18 protein-coding genes are annotated in these 16,473 nt (G+C 33.9%); all 18 read right to left on the bottom strand.

Annotation, left to right across the window (positions count from 1 at the left end; all coding sequences use genetic code 11):
• Positions 1-27: 27 nt before the first annotated feature.
• On the bottom strand, positions 28-282 hold the full coding sequence (locus CYP05_RS06315) for a hypothetical protein (protein WP_021092014.1): 255 nt from the start codon (positions 280-282) through the stop codon (positions 28-30).
• A 21-nt stretch (positions 283-303) separates the two neighbouring features.
• Complete coding sequence (locus CYP05_RS06320; protein WP_103560458.1) at positions 304-1,302, bottom strand: adenine-specific methyltransferase EcoRI family protein; 999 nt, start codon at positions 1,300-1,302, stop codon at positions 304-306.
• A gap of 8 nt (positions 1,303-1,310) precedes the next feature.
• Positions 1,311-1,712: a single-stranded DNA-binding protein gene (gene ssb / locus CYP05_RS06325; RefSeq protein ID WP_103560438.1), complete on the bottom strand. Its 402-nt coding sequence runs from the start codon at positions 1,710-1,712 to the stop codon at positions 1,311-1,313.
• Positions 1,713-1,735: 23 nt separating this feature from the next.
• Complete coding sequence (locus tag CYP05_RS06330) at positions 1,736-3,691, bottom strand: type IA DNA topoisomerase (protein WP_103560439.1); 1,956 nt, start codon at positions 3,689-3,691, stop codon at positions 1,736-1,738.
• A gap of 13 nt (positions 3,692-3,704) precedes the next feature.
• The gene (locus tag CYP05_RS06335) at positions 3,705-4,925 is read right to left on the bottom strand and encodes a type IV secretion system protein (RefSeq protein ID WP_021091994.1); all 1,221 of its coding nucleotides are present in this window, start codon (positions 4,923-4,925) and stop codon (positions 3,705-3,707) included.
• A 1-nt stretch (position 4,926) separates the two neighbouring features.
• A complete protein-coding gene (locus CYP05_RS06340; RefSeq protein WP_021091977.1) occupies positions 4,927-5,202 on the bottom strand; it encodes a hypothetical protein in 276 nt (91 codons plus the stop codon).
• A 69-nt stretch (positions 5,203-5,271) separates the two neighbouring features.
• Positions 5,272-6,147, bottom strand: a complete 876-nt coding sequence (locus CYP05_RS06345; protein ID WP_103620028.1) for an ArdC-like ssDNA-binding domain-containing protein — start codon at positions 6,145-6,147, stop codon at positions 5,272-5,274.
• 41 nt (positions 6,148-6,188) lie between these two features.
• The gene (locus tag CYP05_RS06350) at positions 6,189-6,386 is read right to left on the bottom strand and encodes a hypothetical protein (RefSeq protein ID WP_021092004.1); all 198 of its coding nucleotides are present in this window, start codon (positions 6,384-6,386) and stop codon (positions 6,189-6,191) included.
• Between the two features lie 199 nt (positions 6,387-6,585).
• Positions 6,586-8,391 carry a type IV secretory system conjugative DNA transfer family protein gene (locus tag CYP05_RS06355; RefSeq protein ID WP_103642344.1) on the bottom strand — a complete coding sequence of 602 codons (1,806 nt, stop codon included), beginning with the start codon at positions 8,389-8,391 and terminating at the stop codon, positions 6,586-6,588.
• 52 nt (positions 8,392-8,443) lie between these two features.
• Positions 8,444-8,854 carry a hypothetical protein gene (locus CYP05_RS06360; protein ID WP_021091980.1) on the bottom strand — a complete coding sequence of 137 codons (411 nt, stop codon included), beginning with the start codon at positions 8,852-8,854 and terminating at the stop codon, positions 8,444-8,446.
• Positions 8,851-9,798 (bottom strand): ATPase, T2SS/T4P/T4SS family, encoded by a 948-nt coding sequence (locus tag CYP05_RS06365; RefSeq protein WP_103587021.1) that lies wholly within the window; start codon positions 9,796-9,798, stop codon positions 8,851-8,853. Before CYP05_RS06365 ends, CYP05_RS06360 begins: the two co-directional genes overlap by 4 nt.
• Positions 9,791-9,997 (bottom strand): hypothetical protein, encoded by a 207-nt coding sequence (locus CYP05_RS06370; RefSeq protein ID WP_103574918.1) that lies wholly within the window; start codon positions 9,995-9,997, stop codon positions 9,791-9,793. The genes CYP05_RS06365 and CYP05_RS06370 overlap by 8 nt, the downstream gene beginning before the upstream one ends.
• A gap of 9 nt (positions 9,998-10,006) precedes the next feature.
• Positions 10,007-11,230, bottom strand: coding sequence for a DNA type IV secretion system protein ComB10 (locus CYP05_RS06375; protein ID WP_103587019.1), 1,224 nt, complete (start codon positions 11,228-11,230; stop codon positions 10,007-10,009).
• Position 11,231: 1 nt separating this feature from the next.
• Positions 11,232-12,458 (bottom strand): TrbG/VirB9 family P-type conjugative transfer protein, encoded by a 1,227-nt coding sequence (locus tag CYP05_RS06380; RefSeq protein WP_103587018.1) that lies wholly within the window; start codon positions 12,456-12,458, stop codon positions 11,232-11,234.
• Positions 12,455-13,105 (bottom strand): type IV secretion system protein, encoded by a 651-nt coding sequence (locus CYP05_RS06385; protein ID WP_021091981.1) that lies wholly within the window; start codon positions 13,103-13,105, stop codon positions 12,455-12,457. Before CYP05_RS06385 ends, CYP05_RS06380 begins: the two co-directional genes overlap by 4 nt.
• A gap of 1 nt (position 13,106) precedes the next feature.
• Complete coding sequence (locus CYP05_RS10160) at positions 13,107-13,229, bottom strand: hypothetical protein (RefSeq protein ID WP_021092012.1); 123 nt, start codon at positions 13,227-13,229, stop codon at positions 13,107-13,109.
• 2 nt (positions 13,230-13,231) lie between these two features.
• Positions 13,232-15,700 carry an AAA family ATPase gene (locus CYP05_RS06390; RefSeq protein ID WP_103574914.1) on the bottom strand — a complete coding sequence of 823 codons (2,469 nt, stop codon included), beginning with the start codon at positions 15,698-15,700 and terminating at the stop codon, positions 13,232-13,234.
• 269 nt (positions 15,701-15,969) lie between these two features.
• Positions 15,970-16,287, bottom strand: coding sequence for a hypothetical protein (locus CYP05_RS06400; protein ID WP_103574912.1), 318 nt, complete (start codon positions 16,285-16,287; stop codon positions 15,970-15,972).
• Positions 16,288-16,473: the final 186 nt, after the last annotated feature.

The following is a 16,473-nucleotide window of genomic DNA, read 5'->3' on the forward strand; positions in this document are numbered from 1 at the left end:
AAATAAAACAATAGTATTTTATAAAAATTATTCTTTTCTTTCTGAAATAATAAAATTTATCTTGATAATAAAATATAGCATTACGTTAAAAATTATATAGCACATAATAGCGAGAGCTATAAAAAAGGCATCTGCATTGAGTAGGGTCTCTATTTTATTTGGTTTTTTTAAAAGATATAAAATAGTATTTATGCCGATCCCAAATAAATTTATAAATGCAAAAACCCACATAAACCGCTTTGCTGGGGTATTGAAAAGCTGTAGCTTGTTTTTCTTCTTCATGCACTTTTGTCCTTTTGCTACCTAAAATTGATTAAATATTCTTGCTCTAGGCTTTAATCCGCCTTTTCTTTGTATGATGATCCTTGTAAAAAGTTCTTGCCCTTTTAGAACCGCTGATTTTGTGTTGTTTTCTTTGTAGGTATGCTTAACTAGCTCAGGGTATTTGTCTTTAATTTCAAAGTCACAGCCTAAAATTTTAAATTGTGCTGGGTTGTGCCTTAAAAAAAATGTTAGCGGTATACCAATTACTCCGTCATAGTCAATTGGTATGTCCTTGCAATTTTTGACTTCTATGATCTTGTAATTATCGTACTCTGGGTATTTATTTTCATTGCCCTTATACTTTTGGGTTAATCTTATACCATTTTGGTGTTTTATACTTTTTAAATTTGTAAACCATGATATGTTGCTAAAACGCTTCTTACTGCCGTCTGGTCGTGTGAAGATATTTACTTGGTGATTGCCTAGCCAAATTTTACCCTTTTTGTATAGCTCAAATATCTTTTTATACGTAATTGAGTAGGTTCCGCCAACTATTAAAAATTTCTTGTTCTGTTCTTCTACAATTTCTATTAGGTCGCGAAAAAGGGAGAAAGGTGGATTTGTAACTATTATATCGCCACTTGCCATAATATTTCTTACTTCTTCGCTTCTAAAATCACCGTCCCCTTGCAACATCGTCTCATTTATTCCGCTCTCGCTGATCTCTATTTTCATCCCCTTTGATTTTGGGTCTTTAATATTGTACGTCGTTGTAATTAGCTTTTTTAGCTCTAGGGATTTAAAATTTAAGGCAAAGTATCTATAAAAGTTGCTTTTCTTGCCGTCGTTGCAAGGGCATACTACTACTTTGCCTTTAAAATGTGTTCTATAATCTTGTATTTCGGCTCTTATCTCATCGAAACTCGTATAAAACTCATCATCTACGTCATATTTTGCACTCATGAAGTAGATATTGGCTCTTTTATCTTTATCTGATAACCAGCTTTGAGCTCTTTCGCTTTGGGTTAAATTTTGCATTTTACTGCTCATTCCCCTTGCACATACTCGGTTTTTTCAGCTTGTTCTTCTCGCTCGTTTGGCGTTTCCTTTTCGTTAATTTCCTGCTTTTTGCTATCAAGCATTACCATTTTATCAACGACAATGCTATGTTTGCTCCTATTTTGTCCATTGTTGTCTGTCCATTGGTCGAATTTCAATCTGCCATCTACGAAAACTTTTGACCCTTTTTTGAGATATTGATTTGCGATCTCTGCGGTCTTACCCATAAAAGTTATATCTATAAAGCAGATTTCTTCTTTTTTCTCATTGTTAATAGTGTACTTGTATGTTGATGCGATAGCTGTGTTGCCTATGGCTAGCCCTGATGGTGTATATCTGAGCTCAACATCCCTTGTTAAATTTCCTATTACTGACACATATGTATGCATGTTTTCTCCTTTTTATTGTTTTATTATTTTTTCTTTATTGCTTTGTCTATAAAATCTTTACAAATTTTTAGATTTTTTTCGTAATCTTTTGGCAGTGCCATTCCTTTGTCTTTAGATAGCTTTTTAGCCAATTCTATTTGTTTCTCGCTTGGTGGCACTATAACTTTGTCTTTATTTTTTTCAATAAAATTAGAGCAAATCTTCCAGTCTTTTTCGATGCCGTCTGGCAATTGCATATTTAAACTATGCGCTATATTTTTAGCCCACTCGAGTTGTTTCTCGCTTGGTGGCTTTTGTGTGCTATCGTTTAGCTCTTTGAAGCCCATTTTCTCATGGAGTGGTCTTATAAAGTCTAAATAGTCAACCTTTCCATTGCTAATTTCATCTAGCACACTTTCCATTTGTTTCGTAAATTCGCTTTGCGTGATCCACTCATCGTTGTTTGTTTTTATAGTTTCAATAAAATTTATACCCTTTGGCGTTGCTATGATATTGCTATTCTTGCCTTTTGTTTCGATGCTTACGTACTCTCTTTTAATAAGTGTTGGTAGAAATGTTGCATACGTGCTTGGACGTCCGATACCTTCTTTTTCCAAAAGAGATATAAAATTACTTTCTTTATAGTGCTGTGGCGCTTGTTTTTTTACTTCCTGTAGATTAAATTCTAATATTTGGAGCTCGTCGCCTTGAGCTAGATTTAATGTTATCTCTTGAACTTCTTTATCTTTGTCGTCTTCATCTTCAGCTGTGGCTACGATAGCATTTTTAAATCCTTTATAGATACATTTGCTCGTTTTTGCCTTGAAGCTTAGCGTCTTTATATCTATATCATATATAGTATTTTCGTTAATCGCATTTTTGGCTTGACTTTGAACCGAATTTAAAAAGATAAGCTCATAGAGGCTTTTTTCGTCATCCGTTAGGCTTTCTTTCTTTGCTATTTCTTCTATTTGGTTAAAATCATGTATGTGTGAGATACGTATTGCTTCATGTGCTTCTGCTTGGCTTTGACTTCCTGCTTTATATTCTTTTTTCTCATACCATTCTTCATTGCCGAATTTAACGCCTACTTCATCTATAAATTCGTTTGATAAGCTGTTACTATCGGTTCTATGATAAGTAATTAAGCCTTTTTCAAATAATTTTTGAGCAAGGCTCATCGTCTTGTCAGGGCTAAAGCCCAATCTTTTATTTGCGTACTCTTGTAGTTGTGAGGTTCTAAAAGGTACTTTAGGCTTTTGTTGTGCCTGCTTAACATCAATTTTATATACCTTTGCTAGGCTACCAGCTAATTCAGATATTTTGGCATTTGCTTCATCTTTGTCAGTAAATATATTGTCATTTACCGCATTGAATTCTATGCCGTCTTTTGTTTTAAGTTTTACTTTTATTTTATAATCGATCTTTGCGTTTGCCTTATTTTCCAGAAATTCTTTTATTTCCAATTCTCGCTTGACAATTAGAGCAAGAGCTGGGGTTTGCACCCTACCTACGCTATTGTTTTTATCATTTAGCTTGTTGATATATGTTGGCGACATGATAAAGCCCACTAGCTTATCGCCAACCGCTCTTGCCTTGAAGCTATCAAATTCTTTTAAATTTGAGTTTGCAAATGGCACAGCACTATCTAGCCCCTTTTTTATTCCACTCTCTGTGATCTCGTGAAATTCTGCACGTTTAACGCTTTTTGCTATATTTTTAATAGTTTGATAAACCATATAGCCTATTCCGTATCCCTCTCTATCAGGGTCTGTCGCAATTACGACATCTTTTCCTTTGCAATCATTAAATATTGCATTTATTCTGTTTTTGGCATCTTCTTTGAAATCAAATATTGGCTCATAGTTCTTAAAATCAACTACTATTTGATTTGTAAGCTCTTTAAAATGCCCTTTTGTAGCATAAACTTTTGCTCCAGTTATTTGCTCTATCTTATTGACCTTGTTTGGACTTTCAATTATGATTATTGTATTTTGCATGTTTTACTCCTTTTTATGGGGCTACATATCCGCCACGAAATGTTTTATACTTTTCATATGCTTTTCCTACACCTTGCCCTATTGCTTTTGAGCCTGCGCCGATATCTTTTATCAAATTTGCACCTGCTCCTATACTTGCACTAGCTATTTGTCCTGCTACTCCAGCTCCTGTAGCTGATCCAAATCCACTTACTGCTCCGCCTATAAAACTTCCGCCACCAGCTTTTCTAGCTAATCCGCTTAATATGGTCTTGCCTGCTACTGCACCAGCCACTATTCCACCAGTTACACCGCCACTTCCATTTTCCATCTGTGTACCAAGCACTGCGTTGATCCAACTTGGAATTTTCCTTAATAAAAACAATGCTGTTATGCAGGTTATCGATCCTGTAATTAGGTATTCGAATTGTTTAGTAAATAGTTCGCCTATATAATCTTGGTACTTCTCTAGTTCTAAAATTGGGTTCATTGCTAAATTTAGGGCTATAAACGCTAATGGTGCAATAATTGCGTATGATAAATAGAGCTTATACCAGCTCCATAAATATGGTAAAAATTTTGGCATTATTAAAAATGGTATGACTAAAGGCAAGGTGCTAAGTATTAAAAATGCCATAAATTTACTAAAGAAAATCACTATTGTAATTCCTATTAAAAGTATAAAAAATGCTAAATAAAAAATCCAAAAAGGTATCATGCGAATTGCTGTTATTACGCCTGCCGATAAATAATCCATCACACCATTAAAGCTAATGCCTAGAAATGACCACTCTTGCGATTGTAAATACTCTTTTGTTCCGTAGCTCCACATCATTTCTCTTAGATTATCGATCCTGTTTGCCGACTCTGTCACAATCGATCCAAAGTCTTTATTTTCAAAAATTGAGCTAACTATTGCGGTTATCGCGTTCTCTGGGATTGTCAGAATGTATAAAACGCCCATATAGGCGTTAAAGGAGCTAAGAGTTGCAAATATGAAGCATAGCAATATTAAATATTTTATAGCTCCGAAGATCTCATCTCTTGTTGGGTAGCCATTTTTCACTCTACCTAATAGCCAAAACACCACTATAAGAATTATTATAGTTTCCGATGCAGTTGAATATACTAAATCATGCGATCCATTATAAAATTTTTCAAATAAGCTCATTACGTTTTCTTGCATAACGGCTTGTACTTTATTAATCCAATTACTATCGGTTAATATATCTTTTGCTACTTCTGTTTGTGCCATTTTACGCCTTTGTTATTTCTTTCATATATGTTTTTATTGATATTAGTGCTCTCCCATTACCTAATGGATTTTTAGTCTTTATTTTTTTTATTTCTATTTTTTTATTATTTTTTATAATTGTTTCTGTTGCGATTTCTTCTTCAAAGTATGGACTTTGCATTTCTATGATAAAATTTTCCGTATTTTCTTTTGTGGTAGGGTTGCCCACATTTGTTTGAATTTTGCTATTGTTCTTTTTGTCGCTCAGCCCTAAAAAATTTATAAAATCGCTTAACATCTTTTTCCCTTTTTACAAACAATAGGGAGCTTTGCTCCCTATTTGTCCTAAGTTTCGTTTATGACCTATTTATCTCTCCATGCCCTTGTTTTGCTCTTTGGTTTGAGCTTTTTCTTTGGTCATGTCGATCTTTTTAGCTGGGTTAAAATAATCTACACCTTTAATTTGAGCTAGCGTTAGGTTGTTTAGTTGTTTCTCTAAATTTCCGCTTATTCCCAAGGTCTTGTTGTAATCTATTTTTACTTCAAAATCTTGATTTTTTGCTTGCTCTCTATAGTGCTGGATTGCTGTTAGATCTCTTTCTTTGATCTTGCTCTCGTCTAGTCCATCAAACTGACTTACATGATATAGAGTTTTTGTTTCTAGGCGTGGATTAATTGGGATTTTTTCCTTTACAACATATGTCATTGCTTCCCCTGTCTCTTTGTCATACTTTATATTGCCGTCTTTGTCTTTTACAACAGCCATGATTTCTTTACCATCTCTGTCTAGTTTTGGTCTTATCTCATGGTCTGCAATATAGAGCATTTTAACACCATCGACTCTAGCTTGTAAGCCATTTTTTGTGGTTAGGATTTCGCCTGTTTTCTCATCGTGTTTTAGCTTTAGTATTCCGCCCATTGCGTTACCTTGCTCCATTGTCACAAATTGAGGCTTGTCATAACCTTTTATAGCCATTTCGGCTCTTAATAGCATACTAGTCTCTCTCGAGTATGTGGCTCCAGTCTTTGCGTTGTATGGAATTGTCCTATCGACTTCTTCTTTACTCATATCTTTTTGCCAGTCTGCTTTTGCTGTCTTGTGGGCTTCAAAGAGCTTATATTTCATGTATTTATCAAAGCTCTCTTTCTTTTCAGCGTTATCCATCTGGTTCCAGCTTTTTCTCTCTTGTTGAGTAGCATTTTCTTGTTGTTCTGACTTGATATACTTTGTAAAATCAGCCATTTTTTATCCTTTACATCTGTTAATAACCTATAACTTTTGGGCTATAGGTTTGAGTTAGGCTCATTTTCTTCTTCTATGATTTCGAGGCTTTGGTGGTCTTTTTTTAGATAATCCCACTTCTTGCTTTCATCATCGTTGATTTCAAACTCGCCGTCTTGGCTCTCTTCGAATTGCTTTGCAAGATACATCTCATACTCTTTATATGCTTCTTCTTGCTTTAGCTTTTCTGCATAGGTCATTTTCTACTCCTTAGGACAGATTTTTAGAGTTTTTAGGCTCTAATCTAAAATTTAGGTTCTTACTTAAATTTTAGATTAAAAACTTTATAAATAATAAAATATATAATAATAAAATATTAAAAAGTAAAAATATTTAAAATTTATAAACACTATTCCTTTAAAATTATTAGTAATATTTATAAATTTTTTTAAAAAATTTCTACTCTTTATCTATTTTTATTCTTAATGATTTTAATAATTCATCTCTTTGCTCTTTTCTTTCATCTTTTACTTGTGTTTGTTCTTGATTTGTAATTGTCTTAGTTGTTTCTGCTGTTTCTATAATTTCTTGGGTCGATACTACTTCTACTTTATCTGCCCCTTTAAATTGCTCTATTTTGAACCAATACGGCACTTTCGCCTTGATAGGTATTTTAAAAAATCCTTTTACAAGTATCAAAATATCGCTACTATCCTGATTTTTTAGGTCTTGTGCTGTGACCAGCTTCTTTGCTTCTTTGCTTTTTGAGATATTGCTTTTAAAAAGATCCATATTGCCTTGCGATTTACTTATTTTTATGTTGGTGTAATCGCCTATTAGCTTACTTGTGTCTTCAGCGTCTTTGTCGCTGTTCATGCCAAAAATTACTTGATAACCGCTGTTATTTTTAACGATATTCATATCATCTTCGCCATAATATTTTTTGATTTGCTCATAGCTTTGGGTCACAAATACAGGCAATAAGCCATAGCTCCTACATAGTGCTGGTGCTTCTAGCAAGAATGGCATTTTCCCAAATCTAACGAATTCGTCTAAAAATGCATAAATAAATTTATTTAAATCACTACATTCTTTTCCGCTCATAAGCTTTTTAAATAGCGTTTCTACAAAAATTCTTATAAGTGGTGCTAGGATGTCCATATCTTCGGTTTGAACGACTACGTACATCGATATTCTTTTTTCTCTTAGGTCTTCAAATGTGAAGCTCATTTTGCTGGTGGCACTAGCAACTTGTGGGTTTGTAAAAACTTTCATAAAAGTATCGTATGTTGATTTTATCGACGCAAACTCATTGTCGGCAGATTTTGAGTAGGCTCTAGCTTGATTTCTTGTATTCTCATCTATAGTTTCGTCAAAACTAGTCTGCTTGAGCCAAATTTTGAAAGTATCTACATCATAATCTCGTTCTCTTGGTTTCGTTGGATCGTCTTCATCAGGCTCTTTCATAGCTTCTTCACCAAATTTCTCATCAAGATAGTCGAAATAATCAGCCTTTGGTGCTTGTGCCAATTGCGCTAGCGTTGCGTGCTTGTCTTTTTGCATAAAATACTCTGCAAAAAATACAAACATTGTTTTTGCCGATATTATCCAGTGATCGTTTTCTCTACCTTTTTCGCCTACAAATATTGTGGAAGCGATCTGCTCTGCTAATTTCTTTATGTGAAGATATTGTAAATCTTTAACTAGGCTATGATCGAACGGATTAAAAAATAATGTATTATCCCAGCTAAAAGGGGAGAATAGTTGGATTTCATTATTAAAATATTTTTGACGATAGCCTGCTGTTTTTAGGTAAAGCTCTCCTTTGATGTCTAATACTACGCAAGAATTTGGCACACTTAATAAATTTGGGATAATCATACCAGCCGTTTTTCCGCTTCCAGGAGGTGCTACTACTAATGTCGAGAGTGGTTGCGTTGCACGTATAAATTTTGGGCTTGTGCTGTCAATGTCAAAACATCCTAGCACAAGTCCTGTTTTGTAGTTTATCTTCATCTTTTCAAAATCTGCTGGCGTTGCAAACCTTGCCGATCCATAATCTTCATTATCTCTTAGATATGGCATTAGCCACCAAATTATAGCGACCAAGAGTGGTGCTATTAGTGCAAATACCGCGACATAGGCTTTCATTTTTAACGTTGGCGTGCCAATATTTTGTAAAATTTTAAATGCCACAATTGGCACATTTACTATGTCAGGGTTAAAAATAAGTTTTACAACTACCAAATATGCAATTATTCCCATTATTATGGATGTTATGTATATTAATATCCACTTTTTAGCTGTAAATTCTTTGCTATTCACCTTGCAATCCTTTTATCTCTTTGTTATTAGGTTGCTTTGTTCGTTCTACGTCTATTTTTATTTTTAGCTTACCGATCTTGTTACTTAGTCTTTCTATTGCGTCAAAAAACTCATACATAGTCTTTTCTAGGTCGCTTTTAGCTTCTTCTTTTTTTATAATGTGAGCATTTAGGTGATATGCTATTTGGTTTAAATTTTTTCCGAGATGCTTAAATTCTTTCAAAAAATCAGCTAAAATTTCATTATTAATCTCAATTTGTTTTAGGGTTTGTGCATATTTTTCAACATGAATTAATTTTCTAACGATCGCAGATTTGCTTTCATTTCTTGCCTGCATCATTTTTGTTAAAATTCTTGCATCGGCTTCGGTAAAATAAATAAAATGACTAGATACTTTTTTCATGCGATCATCCTTGCAATATCTATCTCTTTCAAATTGAGGATATCTGTAATTACTCTTTTATTTTTTACCCTTGCTATTTGAATGATATAGTCAATTGCTGTCATTATTAGGCTATCAAGCATACTTTCGTCTACATTTGATAATCCACCGCCTAATATAATGTTTGTTTTTATTGCTTTTATGGCATCTTTTGGGTTGTTCGCATGTAGTGTGCTTAGGTTGCCTGCGTGTCCTGTATTATTTACTCTTAAAAATGAAAACGTATTTCTGATATCTATCTCGCCCAAGAAAAGCCTATCAGGTCGCAAACGCATTGCATTGTCGATCGCTACTTGGTAGCTATAAATTTCTGTTGCTATTTTCGGGACGGCAAGTTGAGTTTTATTTATGTTTTCAACTCTTAGTTCTTGGCTATCTTCTATGGTTACTACTCGCTCGCTTGGGTCTATTTCTCCCATTAGTGAGTTTAAAAAACTTGTCTTTCCGCTTCCAGTTCCACCGCTTAAAAGCACATTCTTTTTTTCGTGTATCAAGTCTTTTATTTTTTCATAGCTCCAGCCGTTATTTATGCATTTTTCACTTAGGATAAAGCTTTCGAGCGGATAAATTTCTTTGCTTGGTATCCTTATGCAGATTGCTATTTCGCTATTAAATAGGCTTGATTTGTGCTGTGCTTGGACACGATATCGCAAAAATGGACTTGGCAATTCACAAGACAAGTGACAATGGCTTTCATCAAAACGTTGATTTCTTCTAGTTGCCAACTCGACTAAAAAACTATTTAAAAATTTAGCATCTAGTTTTTCATCTTTTACCACTTCCCAGTGGTCGCCATAATCTATATTAATTTCGCAAGGCTGGTTAAAAATTAGCTCATTTGCGTTTAGATTTAGATATGGTTTTAAAACATTAAGAATGTTTTTTAAAATTATACTTTCACTCATCTTGCTCGTTTTGCTTTTGGTCTGGTGCTTGGCTCATTAAATTTCTTTTTTCTTCTAGCAACATCTCAAGCTTTTGTTTCTCTTTATCTGCATTCACTTGAGCTTTCTCGGTTTTCTTTACCTGTTTTGCTATACGCTCCAAAATTTTGTTATAAGCGTTTTGGTTTTTGATTTCCGCTTTAATATCTTCTAGTTGCACACTTGCTCCTTAATCGTTGAAATATTGCATTAAAACTTCGCCATTTTTAGGTTTTGCAAACCACATGTGATTTGTTGGTACTAAAAATATACGGCTTCCGCTTTTAATTTCAATTGTTGGTTTAATTTGACTTTGTTGTTGGATTATGTCTTGAACTACACTACTTACATCGCTTCTTGAATTAGAGTAAATTTCATTTACATAGGTGTTGTTTGCATTGTTTCCGCTATTAATTTTCGATGCTATGCCTAAAAGCAAAGCATTTGTAATTGTTGAGATTGAATATGCTATGCCGTATCTTTCCCAATATTTGTTATTGACTGCTCCAACTGCTCCTGTCATACCCATATTATCAGCCACTATTGCATCTGTTAGCATTATGTTTATGCCTTGTGGCGTGATAATCTCTCGCCATCTAATTTCTAATCGTTCGTTTCCGATTTTGGTGTCGTTGGTATAAAATCCTATTGCTTTACTTCCACGTGGTATCAATACGGCTCGCCCCATTGCGGCATATATATCTTGCTCTATTTGAGCCGTAACTATTCCGCTTAAATCCGAGCTTATTGCACTAGTTAATATGGCTGGGATTAGTCTGCCAGCTCTAATTGTGCGATACAGCCTATGCTCATTTGTGCTTATATCAACTGGCTTTTGATTTGAAAAGCTATCAACGCCATATTTTGAGCTGTTTTGATTTACGCTTTTTACTTCATTATTACGATTTGCTAAAATTTGCGCTCGCATTAGCTCCTGCATTCGTTTTTTATATGCTCTTTGGTTGTCTATTGCCATTTCTTGTCGCAATTGTTCTTGTTTGGCTTGAAGCTTGGCTTGTTGTTCTCTTGCACGCTGTGCCATTTGCTCCTGCTCTTGTATATCTTGCTCAGGCGTCTGATCTTGCAAATTTTGATTTCTTTGTGCATTTAAAGCATTTTGTTGTTTGTTGCCTAGCTTCTCGAGTCTGTTTAAAATCTCAGTTAAATTCTGATCTTCATTTGGTTCTCTCTTGCCAGCTTTATAAATATAATCATCTACTGGGAATTTTGAATTTTCGAATAGATGATTTAAATTTGTTTGATTTTGCAAATTCCTAATCTTCTCATCTTTTGCTTTTTTGCTTATATTTTCGTCATCAAATATTTCAGCCGTAGCTGTATTGGTGGCAAAAAGGGGGGCAGATATAACGCTAATTGTAACTATGCTTAAAAATAGTCTATTCCCCTTTTTCATTTTAAATTCCTTTAGTTTCATTTATTGTTTTTTTGTTTTCTTTTTGGTGCTGTCTTATTGCTTCTTTATCTGTATTTAGGTTTTTTCTTATTTCTTTTCTATCTCTTTCTTCTTGCGTTTCTTTTCTCTCTACGCACACATAGCTATCGCCACTTTTAATAGTAAATTTTGGATTTATGGTTTCGGCTATAATGTAATCTCCTATTACTCTTGTTTCCACTGGGCTGTCCTGCTTGTCGATAACTGCAAAAATTGTAGGAATTTGTGGCATTTCATCTTTGGCATATTTAAAATATGTAAATTTCTTGTCGCTAAAAATTTCTGCTGACAAAAGCCATTCATTTTCTTTTTTTGCTTTTTGCGTATAGCCAGTATAAATATCGCTCTTTAGCACTTTTAGCTCTGCTATGCCATCTTTTATGATTTTATATTTATCGCTTTCATCTTTTGCTTTGGCTTGCTTTGCTTTTTGTACTTCATCGTCTTGTATGCGAATTACAAAGCTTGGATCATTCGTATTCTTGTAATCTGTCGAATATAAATAAAATGTGTGGATTTTTCCATCGCTTGTAAAAATAGTTAGACTTGTATCAATTCCTATAAGCTGTGGGATTATCGCTATCGCATTTGCTTTGCTTGGTATTTGCTCTACTTTAAATCCTGTTTGGTCACCCAATACAAAATTATCTATATCATTATCAAATATAAGCGTTGTTGCCATTGCTTGGCGAGTACGTATTTTATGCGTCTTATTTGGTACGTATTTTATTGTTTGTGTATTTTCATATCCGCTATAATTTTTAGTGTGGAATTTGTTTTGTAGTGCTTTTAAATCTTGATTTCTTATAGCGTTTTGCATGAGCTCAAGCTCTTCTTTACTAATATCTTGTGATTGCTCTGCACCCATTCCGTCTTGCTCTGGTATTTGTGCCATTTGTGGTTGAGAACTATTAAATTTTGCTAGTTGCGGATGATTGTTCTGCCCCATACCAAATGGTTTTACCTTAAAATTTGATTGGACTTGGTTATTAATATCCTTGTTTTTGTCATTAAAAATATCTTCGCCCATTGAGCCGTTTTTTTGCTGTTCATTAACTAGTTCTTGTGTCTGTCGCATAATTGCACGGACTTCATTCATTTGTTCTTCGCTTAATCCACTTTGGTCTTGTTCTGCATTTAAATTTAAAACAAATAATGCTATTAAAGATAATCTAGTTAAATTTTTCATTTCTTATCCTTTTCATCTATTATCTGCGTTACTTGATATTTGTTCACTATAAAGCCTGTTGGGTTTTTCATTGTGTCCGCATAATTACTAGTTTGGTTACGGAAGTCATACTCTATTGCACTTCTATATTTTTTATAGCTAACTTCAGTGCGAGTTGGATTTGTAATTTCTGCTTGAAAATCTATCGTAGCTACATTTTGGCTTAAAATCGCTACATTTAGAATTTTTATATCTCTATAGTAGTTTTTGGTAGTGTAAATTGAATTAGGATCACTAACCAAATTTTCGAACGCTTCCCATACCTGTCTACTACTTTGCGTACGTATTTCGTTGTAACGCTCGGCATCATCTATGCGATTAATTAGCTCTCTATTTTTCACATATCCTGCAAGTATGCTTTTTAAAAGCTCTTCATTGTTTCTAACGTTTAGACTGGTATCGTCTATTGTCACAAACCTTGAGTCACCATCTGAAAATTTTAACAATACAGGCTTTGTCTCTTTAAGAGGTGTTAGTAGTGCTATCGCAACGGATAAACTTATGCTGACTATTGTTAAAGCAATGATCACATAAAACATATACGCTTTTATGTTTCGCTCCGCCTTAAAAATAAAATTTGGGTCTACTTTTTTGTCTTCGTATGCCATATTAACCTACTTGTATGATGTCGTAGCAAGCGCAAGGGCTTACTTTTTCTATTTTGCTTGGCTTATCAGCACATCCGCTTAAAAATATCATTAAAGCCGTTGTTACAATTACTGCTAGTTTCATTTTTAGCTCCTTTGTTCTTTGTGTTCTATATAGTATTTACGCCAATGTATTGGGCTTTCAGTCTTTAATTTTTTTATCAAATTTACGCTATCTGAGCTTGACGAAAATACTCTTAAATAATTTCCTAGGCTTGACAAATTGACATTTAGTTTTGCGCTCTCGTTTCGTAGCTTCATGTTTAAAAGCACCTGCCTAGCATTTGATTGAGTGTCTTTTAAGAATTTAGCTTCCGTAGGCGTTAGTCCTATTATCTCGCTTAGCTGATTTAGCGTATCTTCATTGTTTGTTGGGAAGATAAGAAAATTTGCGATATTGTCAAGAAATGATGAGCCACGCTCATTTCCGTTAAACAGGCTTATGTTTTGAAAGCCAAAGCATCCTACACCGCCTATCTTTCTCCACTCCAAAATACCTTCAAGGATTTTCTCTGACATTACTTCATCTCTTAAATAGTCCTTCAACTCGTCTATGAAACAAAAAAAGCCACGTATATTTTCGCTATTTTTTGCCTGATTTTTCAGTCTGTGAAATACATACATTGCGGTGAGGGCTGATACCTTTTTGTTTGGCAATATTCCATCCATATTTAGTACTGATAGCTGTTTTGTGAAATTAAGGGCATCTTCCTTGTTATCAAAAATTGAGCCCTTATAATTTCCAAATCTAGTTTTTAATCTTGCTTCATTATCAGCTGGCAGTGAGTCTATGAAATCGCTTAACGACAATATTTGATCCGCTTGCTTATTATCAAAAAGCCTATTTATTGTCTCTCTAATATCTTTTGTTGCATCATGCTCTTCAGGCTTTAGCTCTGCCATTGAGCTTAGCCATGATGCCAAGAATTCTCTATTCTCTGCTGTGTCGGCTAGGCTGAATGGATTTAGCTTAAACCCATCGCTTTCACTATCATGATATTCGCCGTCCATGTAATTCGTAAAGCAATACATACCTCTTAGCTTGTCCATTGCAAAAATGCTTACAGGATACTTAAAGAGGTTTGTCATTAAAAATTGAATTGTTGTTGTTTTTCCTGTTCCTGTTCCGCCTATGATCATTGTATGACCTGCTGGTCTATCTCCATCAGGTTGGCAGTGAAAGTTAAACAAAAATGGTGTGCCGTTTAAGTGCTTAAAAGTCGTAACTGCTTCGTCACCCCAATCATTCTGATTAAATCCAGTTACTTCGTTCTCAAAATTTGCGATCGTAGCTAGGTTGCTTATATTTAATGTTTTCTTTCTTGCATTTAAATTTCCACGACTTGGGAAGAGGCTAAAATATAGTGCCTTTTGGTTAATAGTCTCTCTAACAACATTTAAACCTTGATTTTCAAGGATATTTTTTAGTTCGTTTGTGCGATTATCCAGTTCTGTTAGGTTGTCGGCTAGGCAATATATAGAAAAGCTTGTTTCAACTAGGTTTTCCCTATCTGCTTGGATTAACTCCATCAAATGATCCAGTTCTTGTTGGACTAGTTCAACTGAGAAAACTCTAGTATCTTTTATTTTTTTGATCGCTTTGCGTTTTTCGTACGCCTTAAAGTAAATCATCGTCATAAACTCATGATCACTCTTAATCAAATTTGACGTAATGATTGACTTTATTTGCTCTGTTTCGTATGCCTTTACACTGACAAATCTTGCATATTTTGTTGTGCCATCATTCCTGTAAAATTCGATATAATCTTTTTTAAATTCGACATAAGAGCTAATATAGCTATCTGTAATTAATTCGTTTGTGTATCTTAAATTTGTTTCCTGTGCGTTTGAGTACGTCGCATAAAAATTAATTATCTCATCACTACTCATCTGGCGTGGCTGATACGTTGCCAAATGGTTTTTTATATTTAAGAGTGTGTTATTTAACAACTCCATTTTTTGTTTATAGTTTGAGCTTTCTTTATTTTTTTCGTCTTGTTCGCTAGTTACTTTGGTTTTAAAGCTTTCAAGAAATCCAGTTATATTTTTCGTCGTAGTCGATATAAGCATAAAATATTTGATTGAATAAATATCTTGATTTTTTTCCCATTTTTCAATTATTTCATTCGCATATTGATTTATATTTTTTTCGATATAGTCTTTAGCCTTGATTTTAGTTTTTTTAATGATTAAATTGGTCTCTACATTATCTCTTAGTGTAGTAAAAAACATAATTCGATTTAATAGATAATCCATTTCAGCGTCAAGACTAATTCCAGCGTAGCTTGTCCCCTTTAGTTCCACTGCAATTGTTATGTTGCCATCTTTGGTAACAATAGCATTCTCGCCGTATTTGCATGCGATATTGTTCTCTTTTGCCATTGTGTATATTTCAGGTTCGCCCAGCATTATTATTCTGTCAGCTTTTTTATTTATTTGACTTATTTTTGAGCGGATATCGCTATTTTTTTCTTTTTTTGTTTCAGTTCCAAGCTCTTGCTTGTCTTGTTTGTTTTGTTTCCAATCCCTAAAAACATCTATAAGTCCACGAGCCATTATTTAGTCCTATGCAAAAAATTTTCTTTGTGAAATTTTAAAATTTGAGCCGATGATCTCATAGATATCTTCATCGAAAAATTCCAAAATGAAAAAAAGGCAATATAAAACTGCAACGACTGCCAACGAATACAAAATCAAGATAAACCATGAGATAAATCCAATTACAAAAATAATTAGTAAGCTTGTTGTAGTTAGCCCCATTATTTTTGTTTTTCGTGTTAAATCCATATAGCAGTCAGTTACAACCATTTTATACTCGCTTTAATCTACATTGCTGCGGCGGTTAGCCCGTAGCAAACTCCTAGGATTATTGATGCGATAATTACAAACCTTATGTGCTGTTTAATTTGTTCCACGTTAAAAAGTGCTGTAAGCATGAGGACAATTATCCAGAGAATTCCAATAACGAGTATAATCGTATTGAGAACACTTGCAAGACTACTTCCTGCTTCTGTTACTTGAGTATTTACGTTTTGCTCAAGTGTTTTTAGCACATTTTGTCCGCCACCTGATCCAAAAAGAAACAATGGTGAGCACATTGCCATATAGAAAAGCTTTTTAGCTTTTGATAGGATTTTTTTCATTCCCTACTCCTTTGTAATTTATTTTGTTTCCGTTACTATATTATTTTTAAAAAACGGACTTTTTGTATAGATATTTTTAAGATGTATGTTTTTAAGGGAGTTCTGAAATATGATATAAGTTTTTCTTAATTTTTTATTTACTTTTTAATTTTTATAAAGTAACGTTTTTTTGGCACTTCATTTATT

This window comes from Campylobacter concisus (assembly GCF_002913545.1).
Lineage (GTDB): Bacteria > Campylobacterota > Campylobacteria > Campylobacterales > Campylobacteraceae > Campylobacter_A > Campylobacter_A concisus_AV.

Excerpts from the sequence above, each read along its gene's own strand:
- CYP05_RS06315 (WP_021092014.1), bottom strand. The coding sequence starts at position 282 with ATGAAGAAGAAAAACAAGCTACAGCTTTTCAATACCCCAGCAAAGCGG.
- CYP05_RS06320 (WP_103560458.1), bottom strand. The coding sequence starts at position 1,302 with ATGCAAAATTTAACCCAAAGCGAAAGAGCTCAAAGCTGGTTATCAGAT.
- ssb (WP_103560438.1), bottom strand. The coding sequence starts at position 1,712 with ATGCATACATATGTGTCAGTAATAGGAAATTTAACAAGGGATGTTGAG.
- CYP05_RS06330 (WP_103560439.1), bottom strand. The coding sequence starts at position 3,691 with ATGCAAAATACAATAATCATAATTGAAAGTCCAAACAAGGTCAATAAG.
- CYP05_RS06335 (WP_021091994.1), bottom strand. The coding sequence starts at position 4,925 with ATGGCACAAACAGAAGTAGCAAAAGATATATTAACCGATAGTAATTGG.
- CYP05_RS06340 (WP_021091977.1), bottom strand. The coding sequence starts at position 5,202 with ATGTTAAGCGATTTTATAAATTTTTTAGGGCTGAGCGACAAAAAGAAC.
- CYP05_RS06345 (WP_103620028.1), bottom strand. The coding sequence starts at position 6,147 with ATGGCTGATTTTACAAAGTATATCAAGTCAGAACAACAAGAAAATGCT.
- CYP05_RS06350 (WP_021092004.1), bottom strand. The coding sequence starts at position 6,386 with ATGACCTATGCAGAAAAGCTAAAGCAAGAAGAAGCATATAAAGAGTAT.
- CYP05_RS06355 (WP_103642344.1), bottom strand. The coding sequence starts at position 8,391 with ATGGGAATAATTGCATATTTGGTAGTTGTAAAACTTATTTTTAACCCT.
- CYP05_RS06360 (WP_021091980.1), bottom strand. The coding sequence starts at position 8,854 with ATGAAAAAAGTATCTAGTCATTTTATTTATTTTACCGAAGCCGATGCA.
- CYP05_RS06365 (WP_103587021.1), bottom strand. The coding sequence starts at position 9,798 with ATGAGTGAAAGTATAATTTTAAAAAACATTCTTAATGTTTTAAAACCA.
- CYP05_RS06375 (WP_103587019.1), bottom strand. The coding sequence starts at position 11,230 with ATGAAAAAGGGGAATAGACTATTTTTAAGCATAGTTACAATTAGCGTT.
- CYP05_RS06380 (WP_103587018.1), bottom strand. The coding sequence starts at position 12,458 with ATGAAAAATTTAACTAGATTATCTTTAATAGCATTATTTGTTTTAAAT.
- CYP05_RS06385 (WP_021091981.1), bottom strand. The coding sequence starts at position 13,105 with ATGGCATACGAAGACAAAAAAGTAGACCCAAATTTTATTTTTAAGGCG.
- CYP05_RS10160 (WP_021092012.1), bottom strand. The coding sequence starts at position 13,229 with ATGAAACTAGCAGTAATTGTAACAACGGCTTTAATGATATTTTTAAGC.
- CYP05_RS06390 (WP_103574914.1), bottom strand. The coding sequence starts at position 15,700 with ATGGCTCGTGGACTTATAGATGTTTTTAGGGATTGGAAACAAAACAAA.
- CYP05_RS06400 (WP_103574912.1), bottom strand. The coding sequence starts at position 16,287 with ATGAAAAAAATCCTATCAAAAGCTAAAAAGCTTTTCTATATGGCAATG.